Here is a 26,643-nt window from a genome sequence, read left to right on the forward strand (position 1 = left end):
CACCCGTCGTTCGCCGTGCGCCGAACCGGACACCCGGTCCGGTGGGCCGATCCGGACACCGGAAGCCGTGCGTACGACAACGACCAGAAGGCACACCTTCAGGAGGATCAGTGACTGCTGTAGAGCCCCAGCCAGTCCCCAAGTTGGAAGCGACACGGCCGTATCCACCCCGGCTGGGTCCGAAGGGTTCGTTCATCTACAAGATGGTCACCACCACCGATCCGAAGGTGCTCGGGGTGATGTACCTGGTGACGTCGATGTCGTTCTTCATGATCGGCGGCCTGATGGCGCTGCTCATGCGTACCGAACTGGCGCGGCCGCACCTGCAGTTCCTGTCTCCTGAACAGTTCAATCAGCTGTTCACCATGCACGGCACGATCATGCTGCTGTTCTATGCGACACCGATCGTGTTCGGCTTCGCCAACATCGTGCTGCCGCTGCAGATCGGCGCCCCCGACGTCGCCTTCCCGCGCCTGAATGCCTTCAGCTACTGGCTGTATCTGTTCGGCGCCGCCATGGCGACCGCCGGCTTCATCACCCCCGGTGGCGCTGCCGACTTCGGCTGGACCGCCTACACCCCGCTGTCGGATATCGTGCACTCCCCGGGTGTCGGCGCCGACCTGTGGATCCTGGGTCTGGCCGTGTCCGGTCTGGGCACCATCCTCGGTGGTGTCAACATGCTCACCACCGTGGTCTGTCTGCGCTGCCCGGGTATGACCCTGTTCCGGATGCCGATCTTCACCTGGAACATCGCCGTCACCAGCGTGCTGGTGCTGCTGGCCTTCCCGCTGCTGACCGCCGCGCTGATGGCGCTGGCCTACGACCGGCACCTGGGCGGGCACATCTACGATCCGGCGACCGGTGGCGCGATCCTCTACCAGCACCTGTTCTGGTACTTCGGCCACCCCGAGGTGTACATCATCGCGCTGCCGTTCTTCGGCATCGTGTCGGAGATCTTCCCGGTCTTCAGCCGTAAGCCGATCTTCGGCTACACCACCCTGGTCTACGCGACCCTGGGCATCGCGGCGCTGTCGATCGCGGTGTGGGCGCACCACATGTACGCCACCGGTGCGGTGCTGCTGCCGTACTTCTCGTTCATGACCTTCCTGATCGCGGTCCCGACCGGTGTGAAGTTCTTCAACTGGATCGGCACCATGTGGCGAGGTCAGCTGACGTTCGAATCGCCGATGCTGTTCTCCGTCGGCTTCATCGTCACATTCCTGTTCGGTGGTCTGTCCGGTGTCATCCTGGCCAGCCCGCCGCTGGACTTCCACGTGTCCGACTCCTACTTCGTGGTCGCGCACTTCCACTACGTGCTCTTCGGCACCATCGTGTTCGCCACCTACGCCGGTATCTATTTCTGGTTCCCGAAGATGACCGGCCGCATGATGGACGAGCGCCTGGCCAAGTGGCACTTCTGGGCGACCATGGTCGGCTTCCACACCACCTTCCTGGTGCAGCACTGGCTGGGTGCGGAAGGCTTCCCGCGCCGCTACGCCGACTACCTGCCGACCGACGGTTTCACCACGCTGAACACCATCTCCACGATCGGTGCCTTCATCCTCGGTGCCTCGACGCTGCCGTTCATCTGGAACGTCTTCAAGAGCTACCGCTATGGCGAGGTGGTGACCGTGGACGATCCGTGGGGCTACGGCAACTCGCTGGAATGGGCCACCAGCTGCCCGCCGCCGCGGCACAACTTCTACGAGCTGCCGCGCATCCGGTCCGAGCGTCCGGCGTTCGAGCTGCACTACCCGCACATGGTGGAGCGGATGCGGGCCGAGGCCCACGTGGGCTGGGGCTCGAAGTCGCACCAAGTCAAGGAGCTCGAGAAGGTTTCGGGCTAGCAGGAAACCTGTCCGGCGCGGCGGCCGTCTTTCGAGACGGCCGCCGCGCGCGGTTTCGGGCCCCCGATAACGGTGGCATGCGGAGCCCCGGTATCCGCCTGAGACAATGAGGTCCTTCGCACGAGAAACGGAGTTTTCGATTTGGGCGCGTCCGAGACGACGGTGCTGATCACTGTCACGGGTCCCGATAAGCCGGGCGTGACCTCGGTGCTGCTGGCGGCGCTGGCGCGCAACGGGGTCAGCCTGCTCGACGTCGAACAGGTCGTGATCCGCGGTCGGCTGACCCTGGGTGTGCTGGTCACCTGCCCGGACGATCCGGAGGGGCTGCAGGATCAGCTCGAGGACGCCATGGCGACCGTCGGTATGCAGGTCGATGTGGAGATCGGCGCCAATTCGGTGGCCGGTGCCCGGCTTTCGACGCATGCGGTGGTGGTGCTGGGCAGTCCGGTGACCGCCCGGGCGTTCAGCATGGTCGCGCGCAAGCTGGCCGAGCAGAACGTGAACATCGACTCCATCCGCGGTATCGCCGACTACCCGGTGACGGGGCTGGAGCTGATGGTGACCGCGCCGTCCTCCGAGGTCGCGGAGACGCGGATGCGCACCGCGCTGGCCGAGGTCGCCGCCAAGGTGAATATCGACGTGGCCGTCGAGCGGGCCGGGCTGGCGCGGCGGGCCAAGCGGCTCATCGTGTTCGATGTCGACTCGACCCTCATCCAGGGTGAGGTGATCGAGATGCTGGCCGCGCACGCCGGGGTCGAGGACGAGGTCCGCAAGGTGACCGAGGCGGCCATGCGCGGCGAGATCGACTTCGCCGAATCGCTGCGGCAGCGGGTCGCCACCCTGGCCGGGCTGGACGAGACGGTGATCGAGGAGGTGGCCGAGACCATCGAGCTCACCCCGGGCGCGCGGACCACCATTCGGACATTGCGCCGCTTGGGTTTCCGCTGCGGTGTGGTCTCCGGCGGATTCCGGCAGGTGATCGAGCCACTGGCGCACGATCTGGAGTTGGATTTCGTGCAGGCCAACACGCTGGAAGTGGTGGGCGGCAAGCTGACCGGCAAGGTGATCGGCGAGATCGTGGACCGCCCGGGCAAGGCGGTGGCGCTGCGCCGTTTCGCGGCCGAGGCCGGGGTGCCGATGGAGCAGACCGTCGCGGTCGGCGACGGGGCCAACGATATCGACATGCTCAACGCCGCCGGGCTGGGAATCGCGTTCAACGCCAAACCGGCCCTGCGCGAGGTGGCCGACGCCGCCCTGTCGCACCCCTTTCTGGACGCGGTCCTGTTCATCCTGGGCGTCACCCGCGAGGAGGTCGAGGCCGCCGACGCCCGCGACGGCCTGCTGCGGCGGGTCCCGCTGAACTGAGACACGACGGGCAAGCCCTCCTCGATCCCGGATCGCCGCAGCTTCCGTCGGTAGGGTGAGCGCAGCGTGCTCGGCTCCGACGATCGGGAGGACAGGATGCGTGCCCCTCTGCTGGTGCTTGTGCTCGGTCTGACGCTGGTGGCCTGCGGGAACAACGATTCCGGGAAGTCCGACGAGAAATCGTCTTCCGCGGCGGCGAGCAGCTCCGCCGCGGCCGGACCGGTCCATCTCGGCGCGGACTCCGACGGCAAACAAATCTCCCTGGCGGTCGGCCAGCAGCTGACGGTCTCCCTGCCCACCAACCCGACCACCGGATATCAGTGGCAGGTCCGCGAACTCGACCAGAAGATCGTCAAACAGAACGACGACCCCGACTACCGCCCCGACCCGAATCCGAACAACGCGGTAGGGGTCGGTGGCACCTCGGTCTGGACCTTCACCGCCACCACCCCCGGCACCACCAAACTCTCTCTCGGCTACCTCCGCCCTTGGGAACAGGGCGTCGAACCTTCCCAAACCTTCGCGGTCACCCTCCACATCACGGGGTAGCCGGTCGTTCGCCGGGGGAACGATAGGCTGGGGCGGTGAGTAGTCCGACCCCCGAAGTGGCAACCGGCATGGACGCGGGATTCCTTGCGCGGCATGCCGAATTGGCGCGCGGCTACGGGGGTGGGGGTGATCCCGACGATCCCGCCCAGGTGCAGGCCATGCAGATGGTGCTGCACATTCCCAGGGCCGACCCGCCGCGGCGCAGTGCGCTGCTCGAGGCCGCCGCCTCCGCCGTGGTCGCGCTGTGTCTGGATCCGCGGGTGGGGCCGGACGGGGAATGGGAGCAGCGCTATCTGACCTGGAAGCGGTCGCGGATCCGGAAGGTGGCGCGGCGGGCCCGCGGCGCGCAATGGCTGGCCGCCACCGAGGTCGACGGGGTGACCGTCGAGGTGGCCGGTGCCCAGGCGCGGGCGCTGGTGCCCGGCCCGGTGGGCGAGGTCGACTCCCGCATCCGGAAGCTGCAGATCGGCGGCACCGACCTCGAACACGACGAGCCCGATCCGATCGGCCCCGATCTGCCGACACTGTGGGTGAATTCGGCATTGGGTATGACACTGGGTAAGGCGGCCGCGCAGGTCGGGCACGCGAGCATGCTGTTGGCCGGTGCGTTGTCGGCGGAGGACGCCTACGCATGGTCGCTGCGTGGTTACCGGTGCGCGGTCCGCGATGCCGCACCGCGGCAGTGGACGACATGGTGCGACCGGGTCCGCGACGGCTCGGCGACCGCTGTCCGCGATGCCGGTTTCACCGAGGTCGCGCCCGGTTCGATGACGGTGATCGCGGTTGCTCCCGGCTATCGGTGACGCACCTGCGCCGCGTGGTCGACGCGGGGCCCGTCGTGGAGGAGTATCGGGTGCACGATTTCCGGAGGTGCCACGGAGATGACGACACTGTGGATAGTGCTCGGCGTATGGGTCGTGTGCTCGATTCCGGCGGCGCTGGTGCTGGGGCGGCTGTTCCGCTCGCCGCCTCCGGGCGAGCGTGACGAATCACACCGGCCGGACAACGAATTCGCGCCCGGACAGCGCCGCGGCAGGTTATGACACGTATCGTGCAAACCGACCACATTGGCAGCGATTCCCGCGCGTGGGCCAAGATGGAGCCCGTGCCGCAACCCGATCCCGATCTGCTCATCGATTTCAACGACGTGACCGTCCGGCGTTCGGGCCATACGCTGGTCGGTCCGGTTACCTGGCAGGTGGAGCTGGACGAACGCTGGGTCGTGCTCGGCCCCAACGGCGCCGGCAAGACCACCCTGCTGCGCATGGCCGCCGCCGAAATGCATCCGACCTCCGGTTCGGCGAATCTGCTGGGGGAGACGCTGGGCCGCACCGACGTCACCGAGCTACGCCCGCGCATCGGCATGTCCTCGGCCGCGGTGGCGAGCCGGGTGCCGCTGGACGAGAAGGTCAGCGATCTGGTGGTGTCGGCCGGTTATGCGGTGATGGGGCGCTGGCGCGAGGAATACGACGATATCGATACCGATCGCGCCATCGACATGCTGGAAAGCCTGGGTGCCGAACATCTTTCCGACCGCGCCTACGGCACCCTGTCCGAGGGGGAGCGCAAGCGGGTGCTGATCGCGCGCGCATTGATGACCGATCCGGAACTGCTGCTGCTCGACGAGCCCGCCGCGGGCCTGGACCTCGGGGGTCGCGAGGAATTGGTCGAGAAGCTCGGCGATCTCGCGGCCGACCCCGACGCCCCCGCCACGGTTCTGGTGACCCATCACGTGGAGGAAATCCCGCCCGGCTTCACCCATGCTCTGCTTCTCAACGAAGGCAGTGTCGTCTCCCAGGGCCTGCTCGAAGACGTGATCACTGCCGAAAATCTCAGCGAGGCGTTCCGCCAATCCATCACTCTCGACCGCATCGACGGCCGCTACTTCGCCCGCCGATCCCACCGCTTCGGCCGCCACCGCCGTACATGATCGCGCCGACCTCGGCCTCTAGCGTGGCTAAGGGTGTCTTAGCGTTGCTCGCCTAGCTTTGTGCAGCGGCGCGAGCGGCCATCCAACCAAGCACACGTTAGGGTGCGAGGTGTGAGCGAGACTGTGGCCGAGACCGATTCGGTGCCTGCTGTGCCCAAGGATGCCTCGACGGTCATGCTGGTGCGCGACGGCGCATCGGGGCCGGAGGTGTTTCTGCAGCGGCGGGTCAAGGGGATGGCGTTCGCGGCCGGGATGACCGTATTCCCCGGTGGTGGCGTCGACGCCTCGGATGCGCAGGCCGAGATCGCCTGGGCCGGGCCGGGTCCCGCGTGGTGGGGGGAGCGGTTCGGAATCGACGCGGCGCGGGCGCAGGCACATGTCTGTGCCGCCGTGCGCGAGACGTTCGAGGAATGTGGCGTGCTGCTGGCCGGACCCACCGCCGACACCGTGGTCTCCGACACCGCCGCCTATCGCCGGGCCCGTGAGCAACTGGAACGCCGAGAGCTGTCGCTGGGCCAGTTCCTCACCCGGGAAAACCTGGTCCTGCGCGCGGATCTGCTGCGCCCCTGGGCCAACTGGATCACCCCGGTGGTCGAATCACGCCGCTACGACACCCGCTTCTTCCTCGCCGTCCTGCCCCGAGGCCAACGCGCCGACGGCGCAACCTCCGAGGCGCACGAGGTCCGCTGGTGCACTCCCGCCGAGGCCCTGAACCGCTGGCGCACCGGCCTCGACGTCCTACTCCCACCCACCTGGTCCCAGCTCACCGCCCTGTCCGAATTCACCTCCACCGCCGACATTCTCGCCGCCACCCCGACGATCGAACCGATCATGCCCGAACTGGCCACCGTCGACGGCACCCCGCGCCTGCAGTTCCCGAACAGCACCCGCTACTTCACCGACCTCCCCAAGGACATGCGCCTGCGCGGTTCCCAGCCCCCGAACTGACGACCTCCTGTCACGGCGAGACCCCGTCATCCCGGCCCTGGGGGCCGGGATGACGGGGAAGTGGTGGTCGCTGCGCTGGGACGGGAAGTGGTGGTCGCTCCGCTGGGACGGGAAGTGGTGGTCGCTCCGCTGGGACGGGAAGCGGTGGTCGCTCCGCTGGGACCGGAAGTGGTGGTGACTCCGCTGGGATGGCGAGATACGTCGAACCTCCTGTCATCCCGCCGCCCAACCTCCTGTCGTCCCGGCGGATGCCGGGACCGCTAGGCTCGTCCGTCGTGGCCGAATTCGTGACCGTGGACCGCGTCGAGGCGGGGATTGCCGTGCTGCGTTTTGCGCGGCCGCCGATGAATCTGATCGATCTGCAGGTGGCGCGGGAGTTGGCCGAGGCGGCCGAGGGGATCGGGCGGGACGCGGAGGTGGGTGCGGTCATCGTCTACGGCGACGAGCGCGTGTTCAGCGCGGGCGATGAGGTGGCGGAGTTGGCTCGCGTGACGCCCGAGCAGGCCCAGCGGATGGCCGACGACTTCCAGGCCGCGCTGGGCTGCCTGGCCCGGCTACCGCAGCCGACGGTCGCCGCGATCAGTGGCTACGCCCTGGGAGCCGGGCTGGAGCTGGCGCTGGGTGCGGATCGGCGCATCATCGGTGACAACGTGAAGCTCGGCCTGCCGCAGATCCGCGTAGGGCTGATCCCGCTGGCCGGTATCCGGCGGTTGAGCCTGCTCGTCGGGCCCGGACGGGCCAAGGACCTGGTGTACACGGGGCGGTTCGTCGATCCGGACGAGGCGGCCGCCATCGGCCTGGCCGACGAGGTGGTCGCACCCGACGACGTCTACACCGCAGCGCTGCGGTGGGCCCGTCAGTTCACCGACGGCCCCGCGCGGGCCCTCGCCGCCGCCAAGCGCGTCTTCGAGGCCGGTCCGCACGGCCACGATCGGGCCCGCACCGAATGGGCGGAACTGTTCACCACCGAAGATCGCAGCATAGGAACACGTTCCTATCTGGCGGACGGCCCGGGTGCGGCCGAATTCATGGGCCGCTGAGCGGGCGTTCTCTGCCGCTCGAGTACGCTGTGCCACCATGACCGCACGTCCTGACGACCCCGCGCCGAACCCGCACGCCACCGAGGCGGAGGTCCAGGCCGCGCTCGCCGACAACAAGCTCGCCCAGGTCCTCTACCACGACTGGGAAGCCGAGACCTACGACGACAAGTGGTCGATCTCCTACGACGAGCGCTGTATCGCCTATGCCCGCGGCCGCTTCGACGCCGTCGTGCCGGACGCCCCGCTGCCCTACGAGCGGGCCCTGGAGCTCGGCTGCGGCACCGGCTTCTTCCTGCTGAACCTGATGCAGTCGGGGGTGGCGAAGCGCGGTTCGGTCACCGACCTGTCGCCGGGCATGGTGAAGGTGGCGCTGCGCAACGCCGAACACCTCGGCCTGGATGTCGACGGCCGCGTCGCCGACGCCGAGACCATCCCGTACGAGGACGACACCTTCGACCTCGTCGTAGGGCACGCGGTGCTGCACCACATTCCGGACGTGGAGCTGGCGCTGAAGGAATGCCTGCGGGTGCTGAAGCCGGGCGGGCGTTTCGTCTTCGCCGGCGAGCCGACCACCATCGGCAACTTCTACGCCCGCAAGCTGGGCCAGTACACCTGGAAAGCCACCACCGAGGTCACCAAGCTGCCGTTCCTGCGGGAATGGCGGCGTCCGCAGGAGGAACTGGACGAATCCTCGCGCGCGGCCGCCCTCGAGGCCGTCGTGGACCTGCACACCTTCGACCCCACCGATCTGGAGGCGATGGCCCGCTCGGCCGGTGCGGTCGACGTGCACGCCGAAACCGAGGAGTTCGCCGCCGCCCTGTGGGGCTGGCCGGTGCGCACCTTCGAGGCCGCCGTCCCCGCCGAGAAGCTCACCTGGCGCTACCGCATGGCCCAGTACCGCGCCTGGCTGGGCCTGAGCTGGCTCGACGAGAAGGTCATGAAGCATGTCGTCCCCCGCCAGTTCTTCTACAACGCCATGATCACCGGCGTAAAGCCCGGCTCCGCCGAAAAGTAGTGTGCTGTAGCCATTTCCACCGGGGTTCACCGGCCGGTCATCGGTGCGGGGAGCGGAAGCCGTAATGGCCTACCGGTTTTCGCGAGACGATGTTGCCTATCTCGGTAGCGCGGCCGGGGAGGCGGCGCTGGCCGAAGTGGATCGCCTGGCACTGACCTCCGCCACGCTGGTGCGGGACCTCGATCGGGTGCGGCGCGAGCATGGTGAGCGGGCCGGGGCCCTGGTGGAGACGGTGCGGTTGCGGCGGCGTGCGGGGACGAAGCTGGCTGCGGCGGGGGAGTGGCTGTTCACCGATGATGCGCTGCAGCAAGCGACGCCGAGTGCGGTGGCGCGGCATCGGGCGGCGCGGTTGGCGGGGCGGGCGGTGCACGACGTGACCTGTTCGATCGGTGCGGAAATCGCAGAGCTGCACCGGGTCTGCCCCGCAGTGATCGGCAGCGATTTGGACGCTGTGCGCTTGGCGATGGCGGCACACAACCTGGCCGGTGCCCGGAACGTCTTGCTGGCCCAGGCGGATGCGTTGAAGCCCTGCAGCACCGAGACCGTCGTCATCGCCGATCCCGCCCGGCGCGCCGACGGCCGCCGCACCTACGATCCGGCGAAACTGCAACCTCCGCTACCCGATCTGATCGAGGCCTATTGGGGCCGTGAACTGGTCGTGAAGTGCGCTCCCGGTCTGGATTTCGACAGCATGGCCCGGGAGGGAGAGGTGGAGGTCGTCTCGCTGGACGGCTCCGTGCGCGAGGCATGCCTGTGGCCCGCCGGTCTCGCGGCACTCGGCGTCACCCGCCGCGCCAGCGTCCTGTCCTCCGACGGCACCTCCTGGACCATTACCGACGCCGAACCCGACGAGATCCCGGACCGCGAGCCGGGACAGTGGATCATCGACCCCGACGGCGCCGTGGTCCGCGCCGGGCTGGTCCGCCACTACGCCGCGAAACACGGCCTGTGGCAATTGGATCCGCGCATCGCCTATCTCACCGGCGACCGCGTCCCCGACGGTGTCCGCGGCTTCCGCATCCTCGACCGGCTCGACTTCCGCGAAAAACCCCTGCGCGCCGAACTGCACCGCCGCCACTGCGGCCCCCTCGAAATCCTCACCCGCGGCGTAGATCTCGATCCGGACGCCCTGCGCACCCGCCTCAAACCCCGCGGCACCACGCCCCACACCCTGATCATCACCCGCATCGGCCGCACCCCCACGGCCTTCCTCTGCGAAACCCCACCCGCCACTTGACACTTCGCAACTGGGCGAGGTGGGTCGCTACTTCTCCGGTTCGAAGGTGAACAGCTCGCCGATGCGGGTGGTCACCACAACTTCACCCTTCGCACCGATCGCGAGGCCGGAGGTCGTGCCCTGGGCACCGTGCAGCAGGGTGGAGGCGATGGTCTTGCCGTTCTGGGTGTCGAAGGTGACCAGGTGCAGGCCGTCTCCGATGGGAGCGACCACGTAACCGGTGTCCCCGGCGGTCTGCACCGGACGCCCACGCAACTCCAGATCCTTACGCTCCCAGGCGATCTCGGCACGGTCACCCTTGTCGAGCAGCGCGATGAGATGCCCGTCGTCGCCGCCGGGTATCAACAGTCCGTCCCGCGCGGAGACCGCCCCACGCGGCGAGAAGCCCAGTGGGTGCGTCCATTTCGTATGCCCATCGGCGGTGTCGACGGCGATCAGCCGACCGCTGTTGTCGCCCACATACACCGTCTCGGCGTCGGCCGACAGGGTCGGACTGGTGGCGCTGCCGCCGGTGAGGATGTCGGCACTCCACTCCTGCCGAATCTGCTTGCCTTCGTAACGCAGGGCGACCAGCGACGCAATGGGAGCGCCGGGCCGCCAGACGGTGACGTAGAAGCGGCCCGAATCCTTATCGATCGCCGACACGTTCGCCACCGGGCACTGCGGCCCGCCGATCCCGCAGTCGCCGATGCCCTGGCCGTTGGGTGGGCGGGGCAGATCCGGCTGCTTCAGGAAATCCGGTTCACCCAGCAGTTGGAACGTCGCCGCTTCCCGGTCGCCGGTCTGCCGGGCGAGCACGTCGACCTGCCCGAACTGCGTCACCGACAGCACGTTCCCGTCTCCGGTGAACTGCATGGACACCGGCACGCCCGCGACCGGCGTGCGCCACCGCGGCTGCCCGAGCGCGTTGAACGAGTTCACCGCCCCGACATCGCCCGCGTCGTCGCCCACATACACGTTCGTGGCCCCGTCCACCGCCGTGGCCGAGGCGATCGCGCTGGGCCCCAGCGCATTGCAGAACCGCTTACGCCCGGTGTCCATCTGGAAGGAGAAGAGCAGGCCGGTGGTGCCGCGCTTACCGACGCAGTCGACCTCGGTCCGGGTCGTGACGAACAACTGCCCCTCGGGCCCGATCGTGGTCGCCACCGCGGTCGGCCCGCCGATCGGCCGCGACCACTTCGATCCCAGCTGCCGCGAGCCGGTGACCGGGCTCGACGCGCTGTTGCGCGCGTCGTGGAAGGCCGACGGCCACCCTTTACCGGAGCCGGCCGAAATATCGTCGAGGGTGGTACTGCCGCACCCGGTGAGGGCGAGCAGCCCCACGGCCCCGACCGCCGCGGTCACCCGTAGTCCCGGGCGCCGCACCGGGTTCCGGGTGCCGATGGGCAGGTCGTGCACGCTGCGCTCGGGTCGCCGCCTGCTGCTACGCACCTGACTGCTCTCCCCTCTGCTCGTACGGGCCTCACGAGACTAGCCCCCCGCTCCGGGGAGGGGAGCGCCGCCTCACGGGTAGTGCGCCGTTTGCGGTATCGAGGGCAGCGCTGGGGGATGGATCGGCCGAAAGTACCCTGGTACCTCGACGACGACACCGCCGGACGGCACCGTCGGCCGAGGGACTCGAGGAGCAGGTTCGTGACGAGCATGTGGGGCGCGCCGTTGCGCACGCGTTGGCGGGGTTCGCGCCGCCGGGATCCGGAGCAGGCGCGGTTTCTGACGCTGGCGTCGCTGCGCTGGGTGCTCGCCAACCGGGCGTACACGCCCTGGTACCTGGTGCGGTATTGGCGGTTGCTGCGGTTCCGCCTGGCCAATCCGCACATCGTGTTGCGCGGCATGGTGTTCCTGGGCCGCCGGGTGGAGATCCACGCCACGCCCGAAATGGGCCGCATGGAGATCGGCAAATGGGTGCATATCGGCGACGGCAACGCCCTCCGCTGCCACGAGGGTTCGCTGCGCATCGGCGACAAGGTGGTGTTCGGTAAGGACAACGTCGTCAACACCTACCTCGACATCGAGATCGGCGAATCCACCCTGGTCGCCGACTGGTGCTACATCTGCGACTTCGATCACAAGATGGACGACATCACGATGCCGATCAAGGATCAGGGCATCGTGAAGAGCCCGGTGCGCATCGGCCCGGACACCTGGATCGCGGCGAAGGTGACGGTGCTGCGCGGCACCCGGGTGGGCCGTGGCTGTGTGCTCGGCGCCCACGCCGTGGTCAAGGGCGACGTTCCCGACTATAGCATTGCCGTCGGCGCGCCCGCGAAGGTGGTCAAGAACCGCAAGGAGGCCTGGGACGCGGCCGCCGAGGAGCGGGCCCGCCACCTGGCCGCGCTGGCCGATATCGAACGCAAGAAGAACGGCGTCGGCTCGTCGCAATGACTCGATATGCGGCCTGGCTGCGCGGAATCATGCCGAGCAACCCGAATATGCGCAACGAGAAGTTGCGCGCGGTCTTCGAAGGTCTCGGCTTCGAGTCCGTGGGTTCGGTGCTGTCGAGCGGCAATATCGTGTTCTCCAGTGCCGAGACCGATGTGAGCGACTTGGAATCGACGATCCGGCAAGCATTGACCGAAGAGCTCGGCATCGGTGGCGGCACGATAATTCGCAGCCGCGCCGAACTGCAGGCCCTGGTCGACCGCGACCCTTTCGCGGGCCTCACGCACGACCGAACTACCTACCTCACCGTCACTTTCGTCAAGGACGGCGGCAAAACGGGCGGCCCCGGCCCGCTTCCCGAGAGGCTGGAGAAGGCCGTGCGCATCGTCGGCTACGACGAGCAGGCACGGGCGGTCCTGGCGGTCCTCGACAACACCGACCCGTCCACGGCCAACCACATGGGCTGGCTGGAAACGGTCTACGGCAAGGACATCACCACCCGCACCTGGCTGACGGTGCGGAAAGTGCTCGCCAAACTGTAGATCCGGCCCGAGGCGTCAGCGCCGTGAGGAAGGTGCGGTGATGCGGGGGTCGTCGGCGCCGCAACAGCGCGGGAATAGCGTTGTCGGCCAGGATGTTCGGTCAAGGCATGCCCAGAGCGTTCACCGATGCCGAGCGTCAACGATTCCTCGCGGACAAACATGTGGCCGTCCTCTCGGTCGCGACGACCGACGGTCGCCCGCCCGCCAGCGTGCCGGTGTGGTACGACTACACACCCGGTGGCGATATCCGCATCAGCACCGATCCCACTCGGCGCAAGGCGAAGCTGATCCGGCAGGCCGGTGCGGTGACCCTGGTCGTTCACCGCGAAGAACAGCCGTATCAGTATGTGATCGTCGAGGGCACGGTCGTCGACACCACCGATCCCGCCCCGCGGGATGTCCGGCGCGCCATAGCCACCCGCTACGTCGGGGAGGACGGCGCACGCGAACACCTCCGCTGGACCGACGAGCGGCAATCGGTCCTGTTCACCATCCGCCCCGACCGCTGGCTGACCGCGGACTACTCCGACGACAAGTGACCGGCACGCGGTGCGGGCGTGCTGTACACGCGCCCGCACCGCGGCCGGCGGCTACTCCGGCTTCTCCAGGTACACAGGCAGTTCCACGTGCCCGTTCGAGATGAAGCTGCCCATGTGCACCAATTCGCCTGGCTCGACGGCGAATTGCAGGTCGGGGAAGCGTTCGAACAGCGCCGGGAGCGCGATCGATGCCTCCAGTCGCGCCAGTGGAGCGCCCAGACAGTGGTGGGCGCCGTAGCCGAAGGCGACATGCTGGTCCCTGGTGGGCCGGTGCACATCGAACTCGTCGGTCGTCGGGCCGTGCACCTTCGGGTCGCGGCTGGCCCCGGCATAGGACGCCAGAATCGCCTCGCCCTTGGGGATGTGGAAGCCCTCGATCTCGATGTCGTCCACCGCATAACGCAGCGGTAGGTGGGCCACCGGCGCCTGATATCGCAGCGCCTCCTCCACCACATCCGCCCACCCGACCTTGCCCGACAGCACCTCGGCGCGCTGCTGCGGATGGGTCAGCAGCGCGGTGATGGCCTGGTCGAGCAAATTCACGGTGGTCTCGTGACCGGCGTTGATGACCAGCATCAACGTGTCGACAAGCTCCTTCTCGGTCAGCTGCGAACCGTCGTCCTCGGCGCGGGTGGCGATCAGCACGCTGGTGATGTCGTCGCCCGGATGTTCGCGCCGGAACGCCACCAATTGGCTGACCAACCCGTACATTTCGAGGTAGTTGGCCTGCGCCTGCTCGGCGGTGAACGAGCCGTCGAAGAATCCGTCGACGCACCTGTGGATATCCGGCCCCAAATGCTCCGGCACGCCCATCAATTCGCTGATGACGCGGATCGGCACCGGGTAGGCGTAGCGCGCCCGCAGATCCGCCGCCTCGCCGCGCGGGGTGGTGGCGAGATCGTCGAGCAGCTCCCGGGTGATCTCCTCGATCCGCGGCCGCAGCGCGGTGGTGCGGCGGTGGGTGAACGCGGGCGACACCAGCTTGCGCAGTCGCCGATGCTCGGGCCCGTAGGCGGTGAACATGTTGTCCGCGGCCACCCAGGGCAGCAGCGGCCACGCCTCGGTGATCTCCCCGTTGATGAAGGCCGCCCAGTGCTGCCGGGGGTCCTTGGACACCCGCGGATCGGCCAGCAGGCTCTTGAGAGCGGCGAAATCGGTCACCGACCAGGCGGGCACGCCGCCGGGTAGCTCCACCAGCGCCACCGGGCCGCGGTCGCGGATGCGTGCGGATTCCCCTTGGATATCGGCCCCGGTGAGATCCAGGACTATCGGTTCGTGCTGCATCGCAGCCTCCTTACACCATGTTCAACGGCGGGGCCTCGGGGAAGACGACCGGCAGGGCCGCCAGCGCACGGTGGAAAGGACCTGGGCGCCAGGTCAATTCGTGCGGGGGGACTTCCAGTTTCATCTCGGGGATGGCATCGAGCAGCTGGTCGATCGCGTCCTGCACCACCAGATACGCCACCGAACGCGCGGGGCAGGCGTGCGGGCCGCCGCCCCACGCCAGGTGCGAGCGGTTGCCGGTGCGGTCGCCGCCCGCGATGGCGGGATCGTTGTTGCAGGCCGACAGGCTGATCACCACCGGCTGATGCGCCGGCAGCCAGGTGTTGTCGATCAGGATCGGCTGCCGCGGATAGGTGATGGAGAAGTTCGCCATCGGCGGGTCGTTGAACAACACCTCGTCCAGCGCGTCGCGGGTGGACAGGCTGCCGCCGAGCATTTCGCCGCCGAACCGATCGTCGGTGAGCATCAGCAGCAGCGTATTGGTGATCAGGTTCTGCTGCGGTTCCACACCGGCGCCGTAGAAGCTGACGAGCTGGTAGAGCATTTCCTCGTCGTTGAGGTTGGCCGGGTGATGGGCCAGCCGGGAGGTGACGTCGTCGCCCGGTTCGGCGCGGCGCATCGAGATCAGTTCCAGCAGCGCCTCACTGAGCGTCTGCATACCCCAGGCCGCATTGACCGTGTCGAACAGCGCCGCCATGCCCGTGGCGACCCGATGCCCGAGATCCGCGTCGCAGCCGACCAATTGGTTGAGCACCTCGAAGACGAGCGGAAACGCGTACTGCGTCACCAGATCCGCCGACCCGGTCTCGCAGAAGGTGTTGATCAGCGGGATCGCCACCCGCTCGACGGTGGAATGCAGCGAGTGCAGGTCGATCCCGTCGATGGCCGCCACATACGCCTGCCGGTAGCGGGCGTGGGTCGGACCGGCGTTGCGCAGGGCGTTCGGATACCACTGCATCATCGGCCGCACGGGGCAGTCGTCCGGAACGGTCTGCTGCCAGGAGCGCGGATCGGCGGGAAAGTGGTCGGGATCGTTGAGGATTCGCAATGCCGTGTGATAGCCGATCACCAGGGTCGCGGGTACACCGGGCGCCAGCTCGATCGGCGCCATCGACCCGTGGCGGCGGCGCATCGCGGCATACGCGCCGTGCGGATCGGCCGCGAATTCAGGCGTATCGATGAGGGTGCGCGGGCCGTCGGCATCGAAGGGTGACCCGTGGTTGACCGGGCAGGCGCTGAGCGTGCCGGTGTGGGGCGCGGACGAATAAGGCGTGGTCAACGAACGAAACTCCAGACGGTGGAAGAAGATTCGACGATGCGATGCGCGCAGGCGTCCCGATCACGTGAATCGAGCGAGGTCACAAGGTAATCCGGAACTTCGACACGACGCCGGTACCACCACTGTTCACCTCACACTTCCTGCGCGACAGGCGATTTCGCCGACAGCACGAAGCACGCACGAGTACCGCTCGTGATCGACGATTGTTTCAGATTAGCAGCATTGCTACGAGTTCTCTCTCGATCTTGCAGCGGTGTGCCCACACTGTGGGAGAGCGGGTTCAGCGGGCCAAGGTGATTGCCGTGCGAAGAATTTCGCCGTCGAGCGGCTCACCCGGCAGCGGGTGCGCGGCCTCGGCGCGCAGGCCGTCGAGCAGGACGGCCAGGTGGCGGCGCCAGGCATCGGGGGCGAGTTCGCGCACGCCGTCGGTGGCCCGCACCACGGCCCACAGCAGCAGGCCGACGTCGGTGACGTCGACGTCCGAGCGCAGCGCGCCCGATTCCTGCACGCGCAGGATCAACTCGTGGAACAGCTGGTTGCCCCGGGCCTTCACCGCCTCGATCGGGACGTCCGCGGGCAGCGTGCGCACGCACAGATCGGTGAATCCGCGATGGGTGGCCTGCAGTTCGGCCATGTAGGTGAGGTGGCCGACCATTCCTTCCCAGGGGTCTGCGGACCGGAGGGCCTCCTCGGCGCTGCGCACGGAGTCCTGGACGTACTCCAGCAGCGACTCGTCGATCAGGGCCTCGCGGGTGGGAAAGTGGTTGTAGAGCGTGCCGATGCTGACACCGGCCTCGCGGGCGATGGCATTGAGTGAGGCGTCTATCCCGTCCACGCTGAACCGGCGCCGCGCGGCCGCGACGATCCGGTCCCGATTGTCCCGGGCATCCTTGCGACGCGGCCGCCGCGTGGAACCCTCGGCAACGACCATGCCCTCACCCTAACGCGTCCGCGTGGGTAGTCTGCAGATCGATCGATTCGGCTCACAGGGCCGCACACGGACCCGGAGGTGGACAGCGCGGCGTGATACGAACAGGCCCTCCGATGCCCGCGAGCACCGGAGGACCTCGGCTGTCATTTGTTCGTCAGGCGGCCTGTCGATGCTCCGGCCGCGGCGTGGCCGCGGTCTTCTTCTCGACCTCGGTGAAGCCCGGCCGTCCGGTCCCGATGAACGCCACCAGCCACGAGAACACCGCGGCGAACCGGTTACGGAAGCCGACCAGGTAGAACAGGTGCACCGCCAGCCACGCGAACCAGGCGATGGTGCCGGTGAACTTGATCTTGTCGTTGAGCTTGGTGACCGCGCTGAACCGGCTGATCACCGCCATCGAACCCTTGTCCCAGTAGACGAACGGGGTGCCGGCCGGCTTCTTGCCGCGGATGATGTCGGCGACGTGGCGGCCCTCCTGCATCGCGGTCGGCGACTGGCCCGGGTAGCCGTTGAGGGAGGTCATATCGCCGATGGCGAAGATGTCGGCGTGACCGCCCACGGTGCAGTCCTGGTTGATCAGCAGCCGCCCGGCGCGGTCGGTCTCGCAGCCGGTGGCCTCGGCCAGCAGCTTCGCGAAGCCGCCCGCCTGCACGCCCGCCGACCACACCACGGTCTCGGCGCCGATGCCGTGCTCCACGCCGTCCTTGCTCTTCACCGTGACCTTGCCCGCCTCGATATCGGTGACGAACGTGTCCAGCAGAACCTCGACACCGTTGCGGGTCAACGACTCCCGCGCGTACTGCGACAGGTTTCCGCCGAACGGCGGCAGCACCGCGCCCGCGCCCTCCACCAGCGTGACCGAGATCTCCTGGTGGTAGTGCCGTTTGGCGAGCTCCTTCAGCTGCCCGGCGACCTCGACGCCGGTGGGGCCCGCGCCGACGACCACGAAGCTGAGCAGGCGCTCGCGGGTCTTCGGATCGGCCGTGGCCGCCTCGGTGAAGACGCGCTCGATCTGCGCGCGCAGCCGCTTGGCGTCGTCGATGGTCTTGAGCGAATAGGTCTTCTCGGCGAAATCGTCCCGGCCGAAGTAGGACTGGCTGGCGCCGGTCGCGGCGATCAGCGAGCCGTAGCGGATCTTGCGGGGCCCCTGCGCGGTCTCGTAGGTGAGCACCGCGGCGTCGGCGTCGATGTCGACGACCGTGCCGACCCGCACCTGTGCATTCTTGTGCCGACGCAGCACCTGCGCGATCGGCGGGGCGATGTCTGTGGCGGGGAGCACACCCGTCGCTACCTGATACAGCAGCGGCTGGAAGAGGTGCTCCGGCGTGCTCGAAATAAGGACGTAGTTGACCCCCGACTTGTTCAGCTGCTTCGCGGCGGCGAGTCCGCCGAAGCCCGATCCGACGATGACGACATCAGCGGTTTCGATTCCCGCGTCCACGTAGTCCATGACAGCCTCCTTCTGTCATTAGTAACCGCGATTCGGAATGCGGATGTTCCAGGGATCAGGGCGCATAATTCAGATGACTCTTATCTGGATCGCTCATGAATTGGAGATCTTGATGGAACTGCGGCAGCTGACCTACTTCGTGGCGGTGTGCGAGGAGCTGAGCTTCAGTCGTGCCGCCACGCGCTGCTTCATATCGCAATCGGCTATCAGTCATCAGATCGCCCGGCTCGAACATGATCTTGGTGTGCAGCTCTTCGAGCGCTCCACAAGATCGGTTGTGCCGACCGACGCTACTACTCGGCTACTTCCCCTTGCGAAACAGATGTTGAGTCTGGAATCCGCTATCCGCGCAGCTGTCCGGGCATCCGGGCCACGGATTCGCCTGGCGGCGAACATGTCTTTCGCAACAAGATCACTCTCTGCCATCGCGGGGGCCCGGGAGGCGCATCCGGGGGCCGAGATCGAGTTCGTCATCAAGCCGTTCCGGCAGCGCATCGCGGCGGTCGCGGATGGCGATTGTGATCTTGCTCTCATCAGGGGCAGCGTCGATCAGCCCGGTCTGAGTGTCGAAAAACTGTGGGTGGAGGACCTTGTCATCGCCACCTCGACCGCGCATCCATTGGCGGGACGAGATGATGTGACGCTGGCCGAGTTGGGGGACTACCCGCTGCTACTGCCGCCGGAACAGGAACAGGTGCTGCTGCACAACGTGGTCCGCAAGGCATTCGCGGATCTGCCCACCCGGCCCACGTTCGGCCCGCCGATCCCGCCGGACCACACCGCCACCATGGAATTGATCAACCGCCCCGACGCCTGGACCATCCTCTATGCCGACAGCCAGACCGAGGGCATCGCCACCCTCCGGCTCGCGGGCCGCCCCCTGCGTATCCCGGTCTCGGCCGTCCTGCGCAGCGACGCCAGACGCTCCCCGATCCTGGAGACCCTCCTGGCGGCGCTGCACAGCGCGTGAGGGGCGGAGCCGCCCCTCTTCCCGGCGGTCCCGCCCTCCTTTTCCCGGCCGCTTTTGGCCGGGACCCCACCTCACTCGGTCAGGTACACCGGCAGCCGCGCATGCCCGTTCGAAATGAAGCTCGGCAGCGCACCCAACTCTTCCGCAGGCTCGGCGAGCCGCATCTCCGGGAATCGTTCGAACAGCCTCGGCAGCGCCACATTCGCTTCCAGGCGGGCCAGGGGTGCGCCGAGGCAGTGGTGGGCGCCGTAGCCGAAGCCCATGTGGTTCTTGTTCTCCCGGGTGATGTCGAAGGCCTCGGCGGTGTCGCCGTGCACCTTCGGGTCCCGCCCGGGCCCGGCCCAGCAGACGATGATCGGGTCGCCCTTGGCGATGCGCAGGCCGTCGACCTCGATATCGTCGACCGCGTAGCGCAGCGGCGCGTGCACGACGGCGGTCTCGTGCCGCAGCGATTCCTCGATCAGATTCGGCCACGGCACGTCACCGGCCCGTAGCGCGGCCAGCTGCTCCGGATGGGTCAGCGCCGCGAAGATCGCCTGATCCAGCAGGTTGATCGTGGTCTCGTGGCCCGCGCTGATCACCAGCAGCAGGGTGTCGATCAGTTCCTGCTCGCTCAGCTGCGTCCCGTCGTCGTCGTCGCGGGTCGCGATCAACAGGCTGGTCATATCGTCGCCGGGCTCGGCCCGCTTGAGCGCCACCAGCTCACCCAGAATCCGGTACAGCTCCAGGTAATTGGCCTGCGACTCCTCCGGGCTGAGCGTGGTGTCGAAGACCCCGTCGGAGCATTGACGCAGCCCAGGCAGCAGCGAGTCGGGCACGCCCATCAGTTCGGCGATGACCCGGATCGGCAGCGGGAAGCAGAACGCCTCCCGCAGATCGACCGCCTCCCCGGCGGGAACGGCCGCGAGGGCCTCCAGCAGATCCGTGACGATCGCCTCGATCTGCGGCTGCAGCGCCGCGGTGCGCCGGTTGGTGAACGCGGGCGCGACCAGTTTGCGCAGCCGGCGGTGTTCCGGGCCGTAGGCGGTGAACATGTTGTTCACCGCCACCCACAGAAACAGCGGCCAGTCGGGCGGAATCTCTCCGTTGATGAACGCCGGCCAGTGCCGGCGGGGATCCTTCGAGACGCGCGGGTCGGTCAGCAGGCGTTCGAGCAGTGCGGTGTCGGTGATCGACCATGCCGCAATCCCGCCCGGCAGCTCCACCAGGGTGGCCGGCCCGCGCTCGCGTAGTCGTCGAATTTCGCCCTGGATATCCGAACCGGTGGGATCCAGGACGATCGGCTTGCTGGACACGTTTCTCCTTACCAGACAGTCAACGGAGGACTCGCGGGGAAGACGACCGGCAGCGCCGAGAGCGCACGGTGAAACGGTCCGGGCCGCCACTGCAACTGCTCCACGGGAACGGCCAGCCGCATTTCCGGCAGCGCGTCGAGCAGCTGATCGATCGCGTCCTGGGCGATCAGATAGGCGGGCGCCTTGGCGGGGCAGGCATGCGGGCCGACGCTCCACGCCAGATGGGACCGGTTATCGATATATTCGCGGGCACCGACCGCCGGATCGTTGTTGCAGGCGGCCATGCTGATGACGACCGGCTGGTGGGCGGGCAACCAGACATCGTCGATGAGGATCGGCTGGCGGGGATAGCTGACGCAGTAGTTCGCGCCGGGCGGGTCGGTGAACAGCACCTCGTCGAGGGCGTCGCGGGTCGACAGCGCCCCGCCGAGCACGCCGCCCGCGAAACGCTCGTCGGTGAGCACCAGCCGCAGCGCATTGGTGATGAGGTTCTGCGCCGGTTCGATTCCCGCGCCGTAGAGGGTGACGATCTGATGCAGCATCTCCTCGTCCGACAGCGCGACCGGATGGGCGATCAAGCGCGAGACGATATCGTCGCCGGGCTCGGATCGCTTGAGCTCCACCAGCTCCAGGATCGCCTCGCTGATCATCTGGTTGCCCTTGTCGGCATTGATGCCGTCCCAGATGGCGGCCTGCCCCTCCGCGATGCGCTGCCCGATCTCGGGCGGACAGCCGAGCATCACGTTGATGGCCTCGAAGGCGAGCGGAAAGGCGAACTGGCTCACCAGTTCCGCGGTCCCGTCCTCGCAGAAGCTGTTGACGAGCGGGATTGCGATCCGTTCGACCACGCTGTGCAGCGCATGCAGGTCGACCTTGTTGATCGCGGCGACATTGGCCTGCCGGTAGCGCAGATGTTCCAGCCCCGCGCTGCGCAACGCATTGGGCCGCCACTCCAGCATCGGCATGACCGGGCTGTCGGGCGGGGCGCTCCGCTGCCAGATGCGCGGATCGGCGGGAAAGTGCTCGGGGTCGTTGAGGATTCGCACCGCCGTGCGGTAGCCGATCACCAGCGTGGCGGGCACGCCCGGGGCCAGCTCCACCGGAGCCAGCGAACCGTATCTGCGGCGCATCTCGCGATAGATCGCATGCGGGTCGGCGGCGAACTCCTCGGTGTACATCGGCACGCGCGGCCCGTCGGTATCGATCGGCGAGCCGTGAGTGGTTCGAAACTGGGCCGGGTCGAACGGCATGGTCAAAGTCGAGACTCCGAACGGTGGAACAGGAATTCGACGAGAGTGATCAGCGAGTTCACACACCCCGCGCGTTCGCGGGCGTCGAGTGCGGTCAGTGGGGTGTCGGGCGTGAGATCGAGGGCGTCGCGGATCTCGTCGAGCGGATAGCGGGGTCCGCCCTCGAATTCGTTGACCGCCACCGAATACGGCACGCCGCGCTCCTCGAGCGTGGCCAGCACCTCGTCGGCCTTCTCGATGCGCCGCGTGTCGACCAGGACCAGCGCACCGAGCGCACCGCGGGCCAGTTCCTCCCACAGCGGGACGAACCGTTGCTGCCCGGGAGTGCCGAAAAGGTACAGCGCCAGCGTCGGATTCAACGTGATGCGGCCGAAATCCATGGCGACGGTGGTGGTCACCTTGCCGGGCAGCCCGGCCATATCGTCGACGCCGACGCTGGCCTCGGTGATGGTCTCCTCGGTGCGCAGCGGCCGGATCTCCGACACGCTGGACACGAAGGTGGTCTTACCGACCCCGAAGTTGCCCGCCACCAACAGTTTCACCGATCGGGTGACGGTCTCGGGGACGTAGTCGACGGTGCGGTCGGTAGGGGCGGTCAGGCGCTCAGACGGCGAGAGCGCGGAGCCCATTCAATACCTCCTCGAGCAGGGCCAGTTCCGGCATCGGTTCTGCGGGGGCGGGGACGACGAGGTGGCCGCTGTCGAGGAGGTCGGATGCGATGATCTTCACCACCGACGGCGGCTGGTCGAGATAGGCGGCGATCTCGGCGATCGACAGGGCGCCGCGCCGGCTGCAGACACCGACGACCCGGCGGGCATCCGGACCGATGCCCGGCGCCGGATCCCGCGCTGCCAGAACCAGAGTCACCAGGTCCAGTTCCCGGGTGGCACGCGAGCGCCCACCGGTGCGCACATAGGCCCGGACCAGGTCGGGATCACGTCGGTGCCGCATGGCGCGACTACCGTTGGCGGGGCAGGGCGCCGAGTTCGCGGCCGACCCGTGCGGCGAGTTCGTTCATGCGGTGCGCGACCAGACTGACGTCCACGTCGGCGGTGGTGGAGACCCCGATCAGCGCGCCGTCACCGGCCGCGGTGATGAAGATCATCCCGTTGTCGTATTCGGTCATGTTCTGCCGCACCGAATTCGCCGGACCCGCGAATTCGCCCAGCGCCTTGCCGAGGGACCGCAGTCCCGAGGCGGCGGCGGCGAATCGTTCGGCGTCGTCGACGGAGATCTCGCCGAAATGCGCGATGCGCAGGCCGTCCTCCGACAGCAGGACAGCGAACCGGACGCCGGGAACAGCCAGGTCCTCGAGCATCCAGGCCAGCTTGTTGGTGCCGTCGGCAACGGCCGACACGGGTGTGCCCATCAGGATGTCATCCCTTCGGTGTGTTCGTATGCGGCGGCGCGGCCACTCTGAGAGCCGCTGTGCCACGCGGCGGCGATATCGGATCGGGGAAGTGCGGTCTCGGTGCGCGGACCACGCGAGAGCGTGGAGACCGCGACCGTCCGGCGGCGTCGCCGCGGCAGCCCGCCGGGGGTGATCTCGTGCACAGTCGACTGCTCCTCCGCGTTGTCGGCCGGTTCCGGCACGGGCTTCACCGGTACGACGGGAGCGGAGACGGTCGTCGGGGTCGGATCGCCCGCGGGCTCGGGAACGGCTGTGGGCCGGGTGAGTTCCGCGGGGGTGGAAACCGCGACGGGCCTCGTGAGCTCCGTGGGCGCGGAAACCGCTACCGGGGTGGTGAGTTCGGTGGACGCGGAGGCGGCCGCCGGAGCGGAGGCCTCGGCCAGCGAGGGAACCGCTGCGGGAGCGGAGATCTCGGCCGGTGCGGGAGCGGCGGCGGGCGCCTGCTGGGTGACGGGCTGGGCGAGCAGGCCCTCGGGGATGTACACCATGGCGCGCATACCGCCGTAAGCGTTGGGGCCGTCGATGTAGACGGTGAATCCGTACCGGCGGGCCAGCGCGGCGATACCCGGGAAGCCGACGCGGGGAGCAGGGCCGAGGGCGTGGATGTCCACGACCTTCTCCCCGGCCAGGACCTGGCGCGCCTCCTCCATCTGCTCGGCGTTCATCCGCACGCCCGCGTCGTCGATGATGACGGTGACGCCGTGGTGGCCCTCCTGGAAGCCGACGTCCACGAAGGAGGTCGGCGGCGAGTAGCGCAGTGCGTTGTCCAGCAGGGTGGCCAGGGTGTGGACCAGCGGCTCGACCGCACGGCTGATGACCACCCGGTCCAGCTGATGCGGGCGCACCCGGGTGAAGTCGCGGACACGGCCGATGGCACCGCCGACGACATCGGTGAGGGTCTGCTGCGGCCAGCGCCGACCGGGCAGACCGCCACAGACGATCACATACGACTGTGCCTGGCGGATCATCTGCTGCACGCTGTGGTCGATGCGGGTCAGCGTCTCGTACACCTCGTCGCCGCGGTGCGTGCGCAGCGCGGCGCTCACCACCTGGCTGACGTCGGCACCCAGGCTGACCACGGAGGTGCCGAAGGCGCGCACCGCGGCGCTGGTCGCCTCCCGCGAGGCGGTCTCGACCTCGCCGCGCACGGCCGCCTCGGCGTGGGAAATCGCCTGCTGCGCCTCGTATTCGGCCTCCTGCCGGACCTGCTCGGCGGTCTCTGCCGCGATGGTCCGCAGATCCTCGGCGTAGCGGTCGGCCAGCGCCTGCAGCAGTTGGGCGAACCGGTCGCCGCCACCGAGTTGCAGTTCCACCCGCTCGTCCGACCGGCGCACGGCATCGGCCACATACGGCGCGGTGGTGGAGGTGAAATGCTCGAGCTCGTCCTCGTGGGTGCGCAGCGCGTGCTCGTATTCGTCCTCACGGGTGCGCAGCGCGTGGGCGAATTCGTCCTCGCGGGCATGCATCGCCTGCTCGATATCGGCGAGCCGGGCGCGCAGATCGCGCTCGGTGCGGGCCGCACGGGCGCGCTGTTGCTGCACGTAGTAGAGCGCATACAGCGCCGCGGCAACGGCGAGTAAGGCAACACCGGCGAGGATCCAGGAAATGGTCACGGCGGTAGATTGATTCATCAGGTTCCCTCGTCGCCGGCAGCCCGGCCGCCTCGTCCTTCCTCAGTTCGCCGACCACACGTCACCACGGCCGGATGACAGCAGCGTCGCAGGGCCGGAGTTCCCGCAGGCGGGATCCGCCGCCCAGGAGTCCTCGAAGCGCTTACCGTACAGGCCATTTGGCGGCCGCACCGGCCGGACCGAGGACCGAACACCCCGGCACGCGACGACGGCAAAACATTAGCAGCAATTCCGGCTGGCAGCGACCTTTTCGTTACACAGACGTGGCCGGGGCGTGTCCGGCCGGAGGCGAGCAAATGCGTTGCCGGGAACTAGATCCCGAGGTCGAGGGCTCACGCGGGGGCCAGCGCCTGCGCAACCGCCAGGTTCAGATGTCGCAGTGCCGGATCCTCGTCGTGGAGTGTCCAGTCGATCTCCTCCATGGCGCGCAGAAAGGCCCAGGCGCGTGCGCGGTCCGGATCGACATCGAGCCCGGCGGCGGTCCGGGCGACGACACGCGCGGCATGGTCTCGCGTCGGATCGGACTGGACCTGGATCATGATCAGGAAACCGGCGTCGAAGGCGGCCTCGCCCAGATAGGGTTTCGGATCGATCAGCAGCCACGGCTCCCGTTCGGCGGCAACGATATTGCCCAGGTGGGTGTCGCGGTTGACGATCAGCGGCGGGCCGTCGGGGGCGGCGAGCGCCGGGCACAGGCCGACCGCGGTGTCCAGCAGCGATGCCGGAACGAACCGGGCCAGTTCGGGTTCGGGAGAGCCGAAGCACCTCGTCCAGCCCGCCACCATCGCGGCCGCCTCGGGCAGCGGCGGAAATCCGTCCGGAATGCCGTCCGGTGTCCGGCGCAGCCGCCGATACAACCGGCACGCCAGCTCGATCTTGTCGACGTTGTCCGGGTATCCCTCGAGGCTCGGGAAGCCGGGCTGGTGCAGCAGCGGGGTGCCCGGACGCGCCCACTCCAGCAGCAGCGCCCCGCTGGCGGTGTCGTAGTCGTACAGCCGCACCGCGCCGTCCCCGTGGTAGCAGAACAGGCCGGTGGCCTCGCCGATGTTCTCCTCGTCGACCACCGGAACCTTGAGCACCGCCACCGAACCGTCGCCGCGCCGCACCGGCGCCGCGAAGGAGTGGGTGCCGCCGCCGAAGGCCTCGCCGATCAGCTCGAGATCCCAGGTGCCGCACAGTTTTTCCACCAGAGTGGGCAGGTCGGCGAGCCAGCGCTCGCCGCGCTCGTCGAAGACGCCGCGGATATTGTTCACCACATCGGGTGGCAGGGTGATCGGCATGCGCCCGAGCCTGGCGTCGGGTGCCTGCCGGGGGCAACCGAATTTCCTGCGCGACAACCGTCGGGTGGTCCTACGCTGACCCTGTGGGGAACGAGAATCTGCGGGCGTCGGACGCCGATCGCGAGAAGATCGTCGCACGCCTGCGGCTGGCCATGGACGAGGGTCGGCTGACCCTGCACGAATTCGACGACCGCATCAAGCAGGTCTACGCCGCGCGCACCTACGGCGAACTGACACCGCTGCTGTCCGACCTTCCGGCACATCGGGATTCGCGACCGAAATCGCCCTCGGGCCGGGTGCCGCAGTGGGTGTACATCATGTGGACGCCGTGGGTGTTCGTGAACATCCTGTGCATCGTGATCTGGCTGGCCACCGGCATGGGCTACTTCTGGCCGTTCTGGGTCGAGGTGCCCTGGGGGCTGGCGCTGTGCATCCCGACCGCCATCGGCATCCTTACGAATCGACGGTGAT

The 26,643-nt window shown here is 68.1% G+C and carries 28 protein-coding genes; 16 read left to right on the top strand and 12 right to left on the bottom strand.

Annotated features, from left to right (window positions below; all coding sequences use genetic code 11):
• Positions 1-110: 110 nt before the first annotated feature.
• The 11 genes from ctaD to IU452_RS30995 all read left to right on the top strand — a co-directional run bounded on the left by ctaD (position 111) and on the right by IU452_RS30995 (position 9,931).
• On the top strand, positions 111-1,847 hold the full coding sequence (gene ctaD, locus IU452_RS30950) for a cytochrome c oxidase subunit I (protein ID WP_195112742.1): 1,737 nt from the start codon (positions 111-113) through the stop codon (positions 1,845-1,847).
• 141 nt (positions 1,848-1,988) lie between these two features.
• On the top strand, positions 1,989-3,212 hold the full coding sequence (gene serB / locus IU452_RS30955) for a phosphoserine phosphatase SerB (protein WP_195112743.1): 1,224 nt from the start codon (positions 1,989-1,991) through the stop codon (positions 3,210-3,212).
• A gap of 96 nt (positions 3,213-3,308) precedes the next feature.
• Positions 3,309-3,761: a protease inhibitor I42 family protein gene (locus IU452_RS30960; RefSeq protein WP_195112744.1), complete on the top strand. Its 453-nt coding sequence runs from the start codon at positions 3,309-3,311 to the stop codon at positions 3,759-3,761.
• 68 nt (positions 3,762-3,829) lie between these two features.
• Complete coding sequence (locus tag IU452_RS30965) at positions 3,830-4,564, top strand: aminoacyl-tRNA hydrolase (RefSeq protein WP_195112845.1); 735 nt, start codon at positions 3,830-3,832, stop codon at positions 4,562-4,564.
• A 78-nt stretch (positions 4,565-4,642) separates the two neighbouring features.
• Positions 4,643-4,804 carry a hypothetical protein gene (locus IU452_RS30970; protein WP_195112745.1) on the top strand — a complete coding sequence of 54 codons (162 nt, stop codon included), beginning with the start codon at positions 4,643-4,645 and terminating at the stop codon, positions 4,802-4,804.
• A gap of 53 nt (positions 4,805-4,857) precedes the next feature.
• Entirely contained in the window at positions 4,858-5,691 is an 834-nt protein-coding gene (locus IU452_RS30975) for an ABC transporter ATP-binding protein (protein ID WP_195112846.1), read from the top strand.
• Between the two features lie 174 nt (positions 5,692-5,865).
• Positions 5,866-6,639, top strand: coding sequence for an NUDIX hydrolase (locus IU452_RS30980; protein WP_228819095.1), 774 nt, complete (start codon positions 5,866-5,868; stop codon positions 6,637-6,639).
• A gap of 49 nt (positions 6,640-6,688) precedes the next feature.
• Positions 6,689-6,817: a hypothetical protein gene (locus tag IU452_RS39040; protein WP_267467683.1), complete on the top strand. Its 129-nt coding sequence runs from the start codon at positions 6,689-6,691 to the stop codon at positions 6,815-6,817.
• A gap of 97 nt (positions 6,818-6,914) precedes the next feature.
• Entirely contained in the window at positions 6,915-7,679 is a 765-nt protein-coding gene (locus tag IU452_RS30985; RefSeq protein WP_195112747.1) for an enoyl-CoA hydratase-related protein, read from the top strand.
• Positions 7,680-7,716: 37 nt separating this feature from the next.
• Positions 7,717-8,694, top strand: coding sequence for a class I SAM-dependent methyltransferase (locus IU452_RS30990; RefSeq protein ID WP_195112748.1), 978 nt, complete (start codon positions 7,717-7,719; stop codon positions 8,692-8,694).
• A 64-nt stretch (positions 8,695-8,758) separates the two neighbouring features.
• Complete coding sequence (locus tag IU452_RS30995) at positions 8,759-9,931, top strand: THUMP-like domain-containing protein (RefSeq protein ID WP_195112749.1); 1,173 nt, start codon at positions 8,759-8,761, stop codon at positions 9,929-9,931.
• 27 nt (positions 9,932-9,958) lie between these two features.
• On the opposite strand, the gene IU452_RS31000 is transcribed toward IU452_RS30995, so the two are convergent.
• Positions 9,959-11,296 (bottom strand): PQQ-binding-like beta-propeller repeat protein, encoded by a 1,338-nt coding sequence (locus IU452_RS31000; protein WP_195112847.1) that lies wholly within the window; start codon positions 11,294-11,296, stop codon positions 9,959-9,961.
• A 276-nt stretch (positions 11,297-11,572) separates the two neighbouring features.
• Between IU452_RS31000 and IU452_RS31005 the strand changes: the two genes are divergently transcribed.
• From IU452_RS31005 to IU452_RS31015, 3 genes are all read left to right on the top strand, one after another.
• Positions 11,573-12,313 carry an acyltransferase gene (locus tag IU452_RS31005; RefSeq protein ID WP_195112848.1) on the top strand — a complete coding sequence of 247 codons (741 nt, stop codon included), beginning with the start codon at positions 11,573-11,575 and terminating at the stop codon, positions 12,311-12,313.
• Positions 12,310-12,852, top strand: a complete 543-nt coding sequence (locus IU452_RS31010; protein WP_195112750.1) for a DUF1697 domain-containing protein — start codon at positions 12,310-12,312, stop codon at positions 12,850-12,852. The genes IU452_RS31005 and IU452_RS31010 overlap by 4 nt, the downstream gene beginning before the upstream one ends.
• A 107-nt stretch (positions 12,853-12,959) precedes the next feature.
• Positions 12,960-13,391 (top strand): pyridoxamine 5'-phosphate oxidase family protein, encoded by a 432-nt coding sequence (locus tag IU452_RS31015; RefSeq protein ID WP_195112751.1) that lies wholly within the window; start codon positions 12,960-12,962, stop codon positions 13,389-13,391.
• Between the two features lie 51 nt (positions 13,392-13,442).
• On the opposite strand, the gene IU452_RS31020 is transcribed toward IU452_RS31015, so the two are convergent.
• From IU452_RS31020 to IU452_RS31035, 4 genes are all read right to left on the bottom strand, one after another.
• Positions 13,443-14,675, bottom strand: coding sequence for a cytochrome P450 family protein (locus IU452_RS31020; protein WP_195112752.1), 1,233 nt, complete (start codon positions 14,673-14,675; stop codon positions 13,443-13,445).
• Between the two features lie 10 nt (positions 14,676-14,685).
• A complete protein-coding gene (locus IU452_RS31025; protein WP_195112753.1) occupies positions 14,686-15,954 on the bottom strand; it encodes a cytochrome P450 in 1,269 nt (422 codons plus the stop codon).
• Positions 15,955-16,234: 280 nt separating this feature from the next.
• The gene (locus IU452_RS31030) at positions 16,235-16,885 is read right to left on the bottom strand and encodes a TetR/AcrR family transcriptional regulator (RefSeq protein WP_195112754.1); all 651 of its coding nucleotides are present in this window, start codon (positions 16,883-16,885) and stop codon (positions 16,235-16,237) included.
• A gap of 154 nt (positions 16,886-17,039) precedes the next feature.
• Entirely contained in the window at positions 17,040-18,335 is a 1,296-nt protein-coding gene (locus tag IU452_RS31035) for an NAD(P)/FAD-dependent oxidoreductase (RefSeq protein WP_195112755.1), read from the bottom strand.
• Between the two features lie 112 nt (positions 18,336-18,447).
• On the opposite strand from IU452_RS31035, the gene IU452_RS31040 reads away from it, so the two are divergent.
• Positions 18,448-19,305, top strand: a complete 858-nt coding sequence (locus IU452_RS31040; protein ID WP_195112849.1) for a LysR family transcriptional regulator — start codon at positions 18,448-18,450, stop codon at positions 19,303-19,305.
• A 71-nt stretch (positions 19,306-19,376) separates the two neighbouring features.
• On the opposite strand, the gene IU452_RS31045 is transcribed toward IU452_RS31040, so the two are convergent.
• The 7 genes from IU452_RS31045 to IU452_RS31075 all read right to left on the bottom strand — a co-directional run bounded on the left by IU452_RS31045 (position 19,377) and on the right by IU452_RS31075 (position 26,172).
• Positions 19,377-20,600 carry a cytochrome P450 family protein gene (locus tag IU452_RS31045; RefSeq protein WP_195112756.1) on the bottom strand — a complete coding sequence of 408 codons (1,224 nt, stop codon included), beginning with the start codon at positions 20,598-20,600 and terminating at the stop codon, positions 19,377-19,379.
• An 8-nt stretch (positions 20,601-20,608) separates the two neighbouring features.
• Positions 20,609-21,850 carry a cytochrome P450 gene (locus tag IU452_RS31050; RefSeq protein ID WP_195112757.1) on the bottom strand — a complete coding sequence of 414 codons (1,242 nt, stop codon included), beginning with the start codon at positions 21,848-21,850 and terminating at the stop codon, positions 20,609-20,611.
• A 2-nt stretch (positions 21,851-21,852) separates the two neighbouring features.
• On the bottom strand, positions 21,853-22,479 hold the full coding sequence (locus IU452_RS31055; RefSeq protein ID WP_195112758.1) for a GTP-binding protein: 627 nt from the start codon (positions 22,477-22,479) through the stop codon (positions 21,853-21,855).
• On the bottom strand, positions 22,454-22,801 hold the full coding sequence (locus tag IU452_RS31060; RefSeq protein WP_195112759.1) for a DUF742 domain-containing protein: 348 nt from the start codon (positions 22,799-22,801) through the stop codon (positions 22,454-22,456). Before IU452_RS31060 ends, IU452_RS31055 begins: the two co-directional genes overlap by 26 nt.
• Before the next feature lie 7 nt (positions 22,802-22,808).
• On the bottom strand, positions 22,809-23,219 hold the full coding sequence (locus IU452_RS31065) for a roadblock/LC7 domain-containing protein (protein WP_195112760.1): 411 nt from the start codon (positions 23,217-23,219) through the stop codon (positions 22,809-22,811).
• Positions 23,219-24,874, bottom strand: coding sequence for a sensor histidine kinase (locus tag IU452_RS31070; protein WP_416382391.1), 1,656 nt, complete (start codon positions 24,872-24,874; stop codon positions 23,219-23,221). The genes IU452_RS31065 and IU452_RS31070 overlap by 1 nt, the downstream gene beginning before the upstream one ends.
• Positions 24,875-25,224: 350 nt before the next feature.
• On the bottom strand, positions 25,225-26,172 hold the full coding sequence (locus IU452_RS31075; RefSeq protein WP_195112762.1) for an aminoglycoside phosphotransferase family protein: 948 nt from the start codon (positions 26,170-26,172) through the stop codon (positions 25,225-25,227).
• 83 nt (positions 26,173-26,255) lie between these two features.
• Here IU452_RS31075 and IU452_RS31080 point away from each other — a divergent pair, with 83 nt between their 5' ends.
• Entirely contained in the window at positions 26,256-26,642 is a 387-nt protein-coding gene (locus IU452_RS31080) for a DUF1707 domain-containing protein (RefSeq protein WP_195112763.1), read from the top strand.
• Position 26,643 lies beyond the last annotated feature (1 nt).

The sequence above is a fragment of the Nocardia transvalensis genome, assembly GCF_015477765.1.
Taxonomy (GTDB): Bacteria; Actinomycetota; Actinomycetes; order Mycobacteriales; family Mycobacteriaceae; genus Nocardia; species Nocardia transvalensis_A.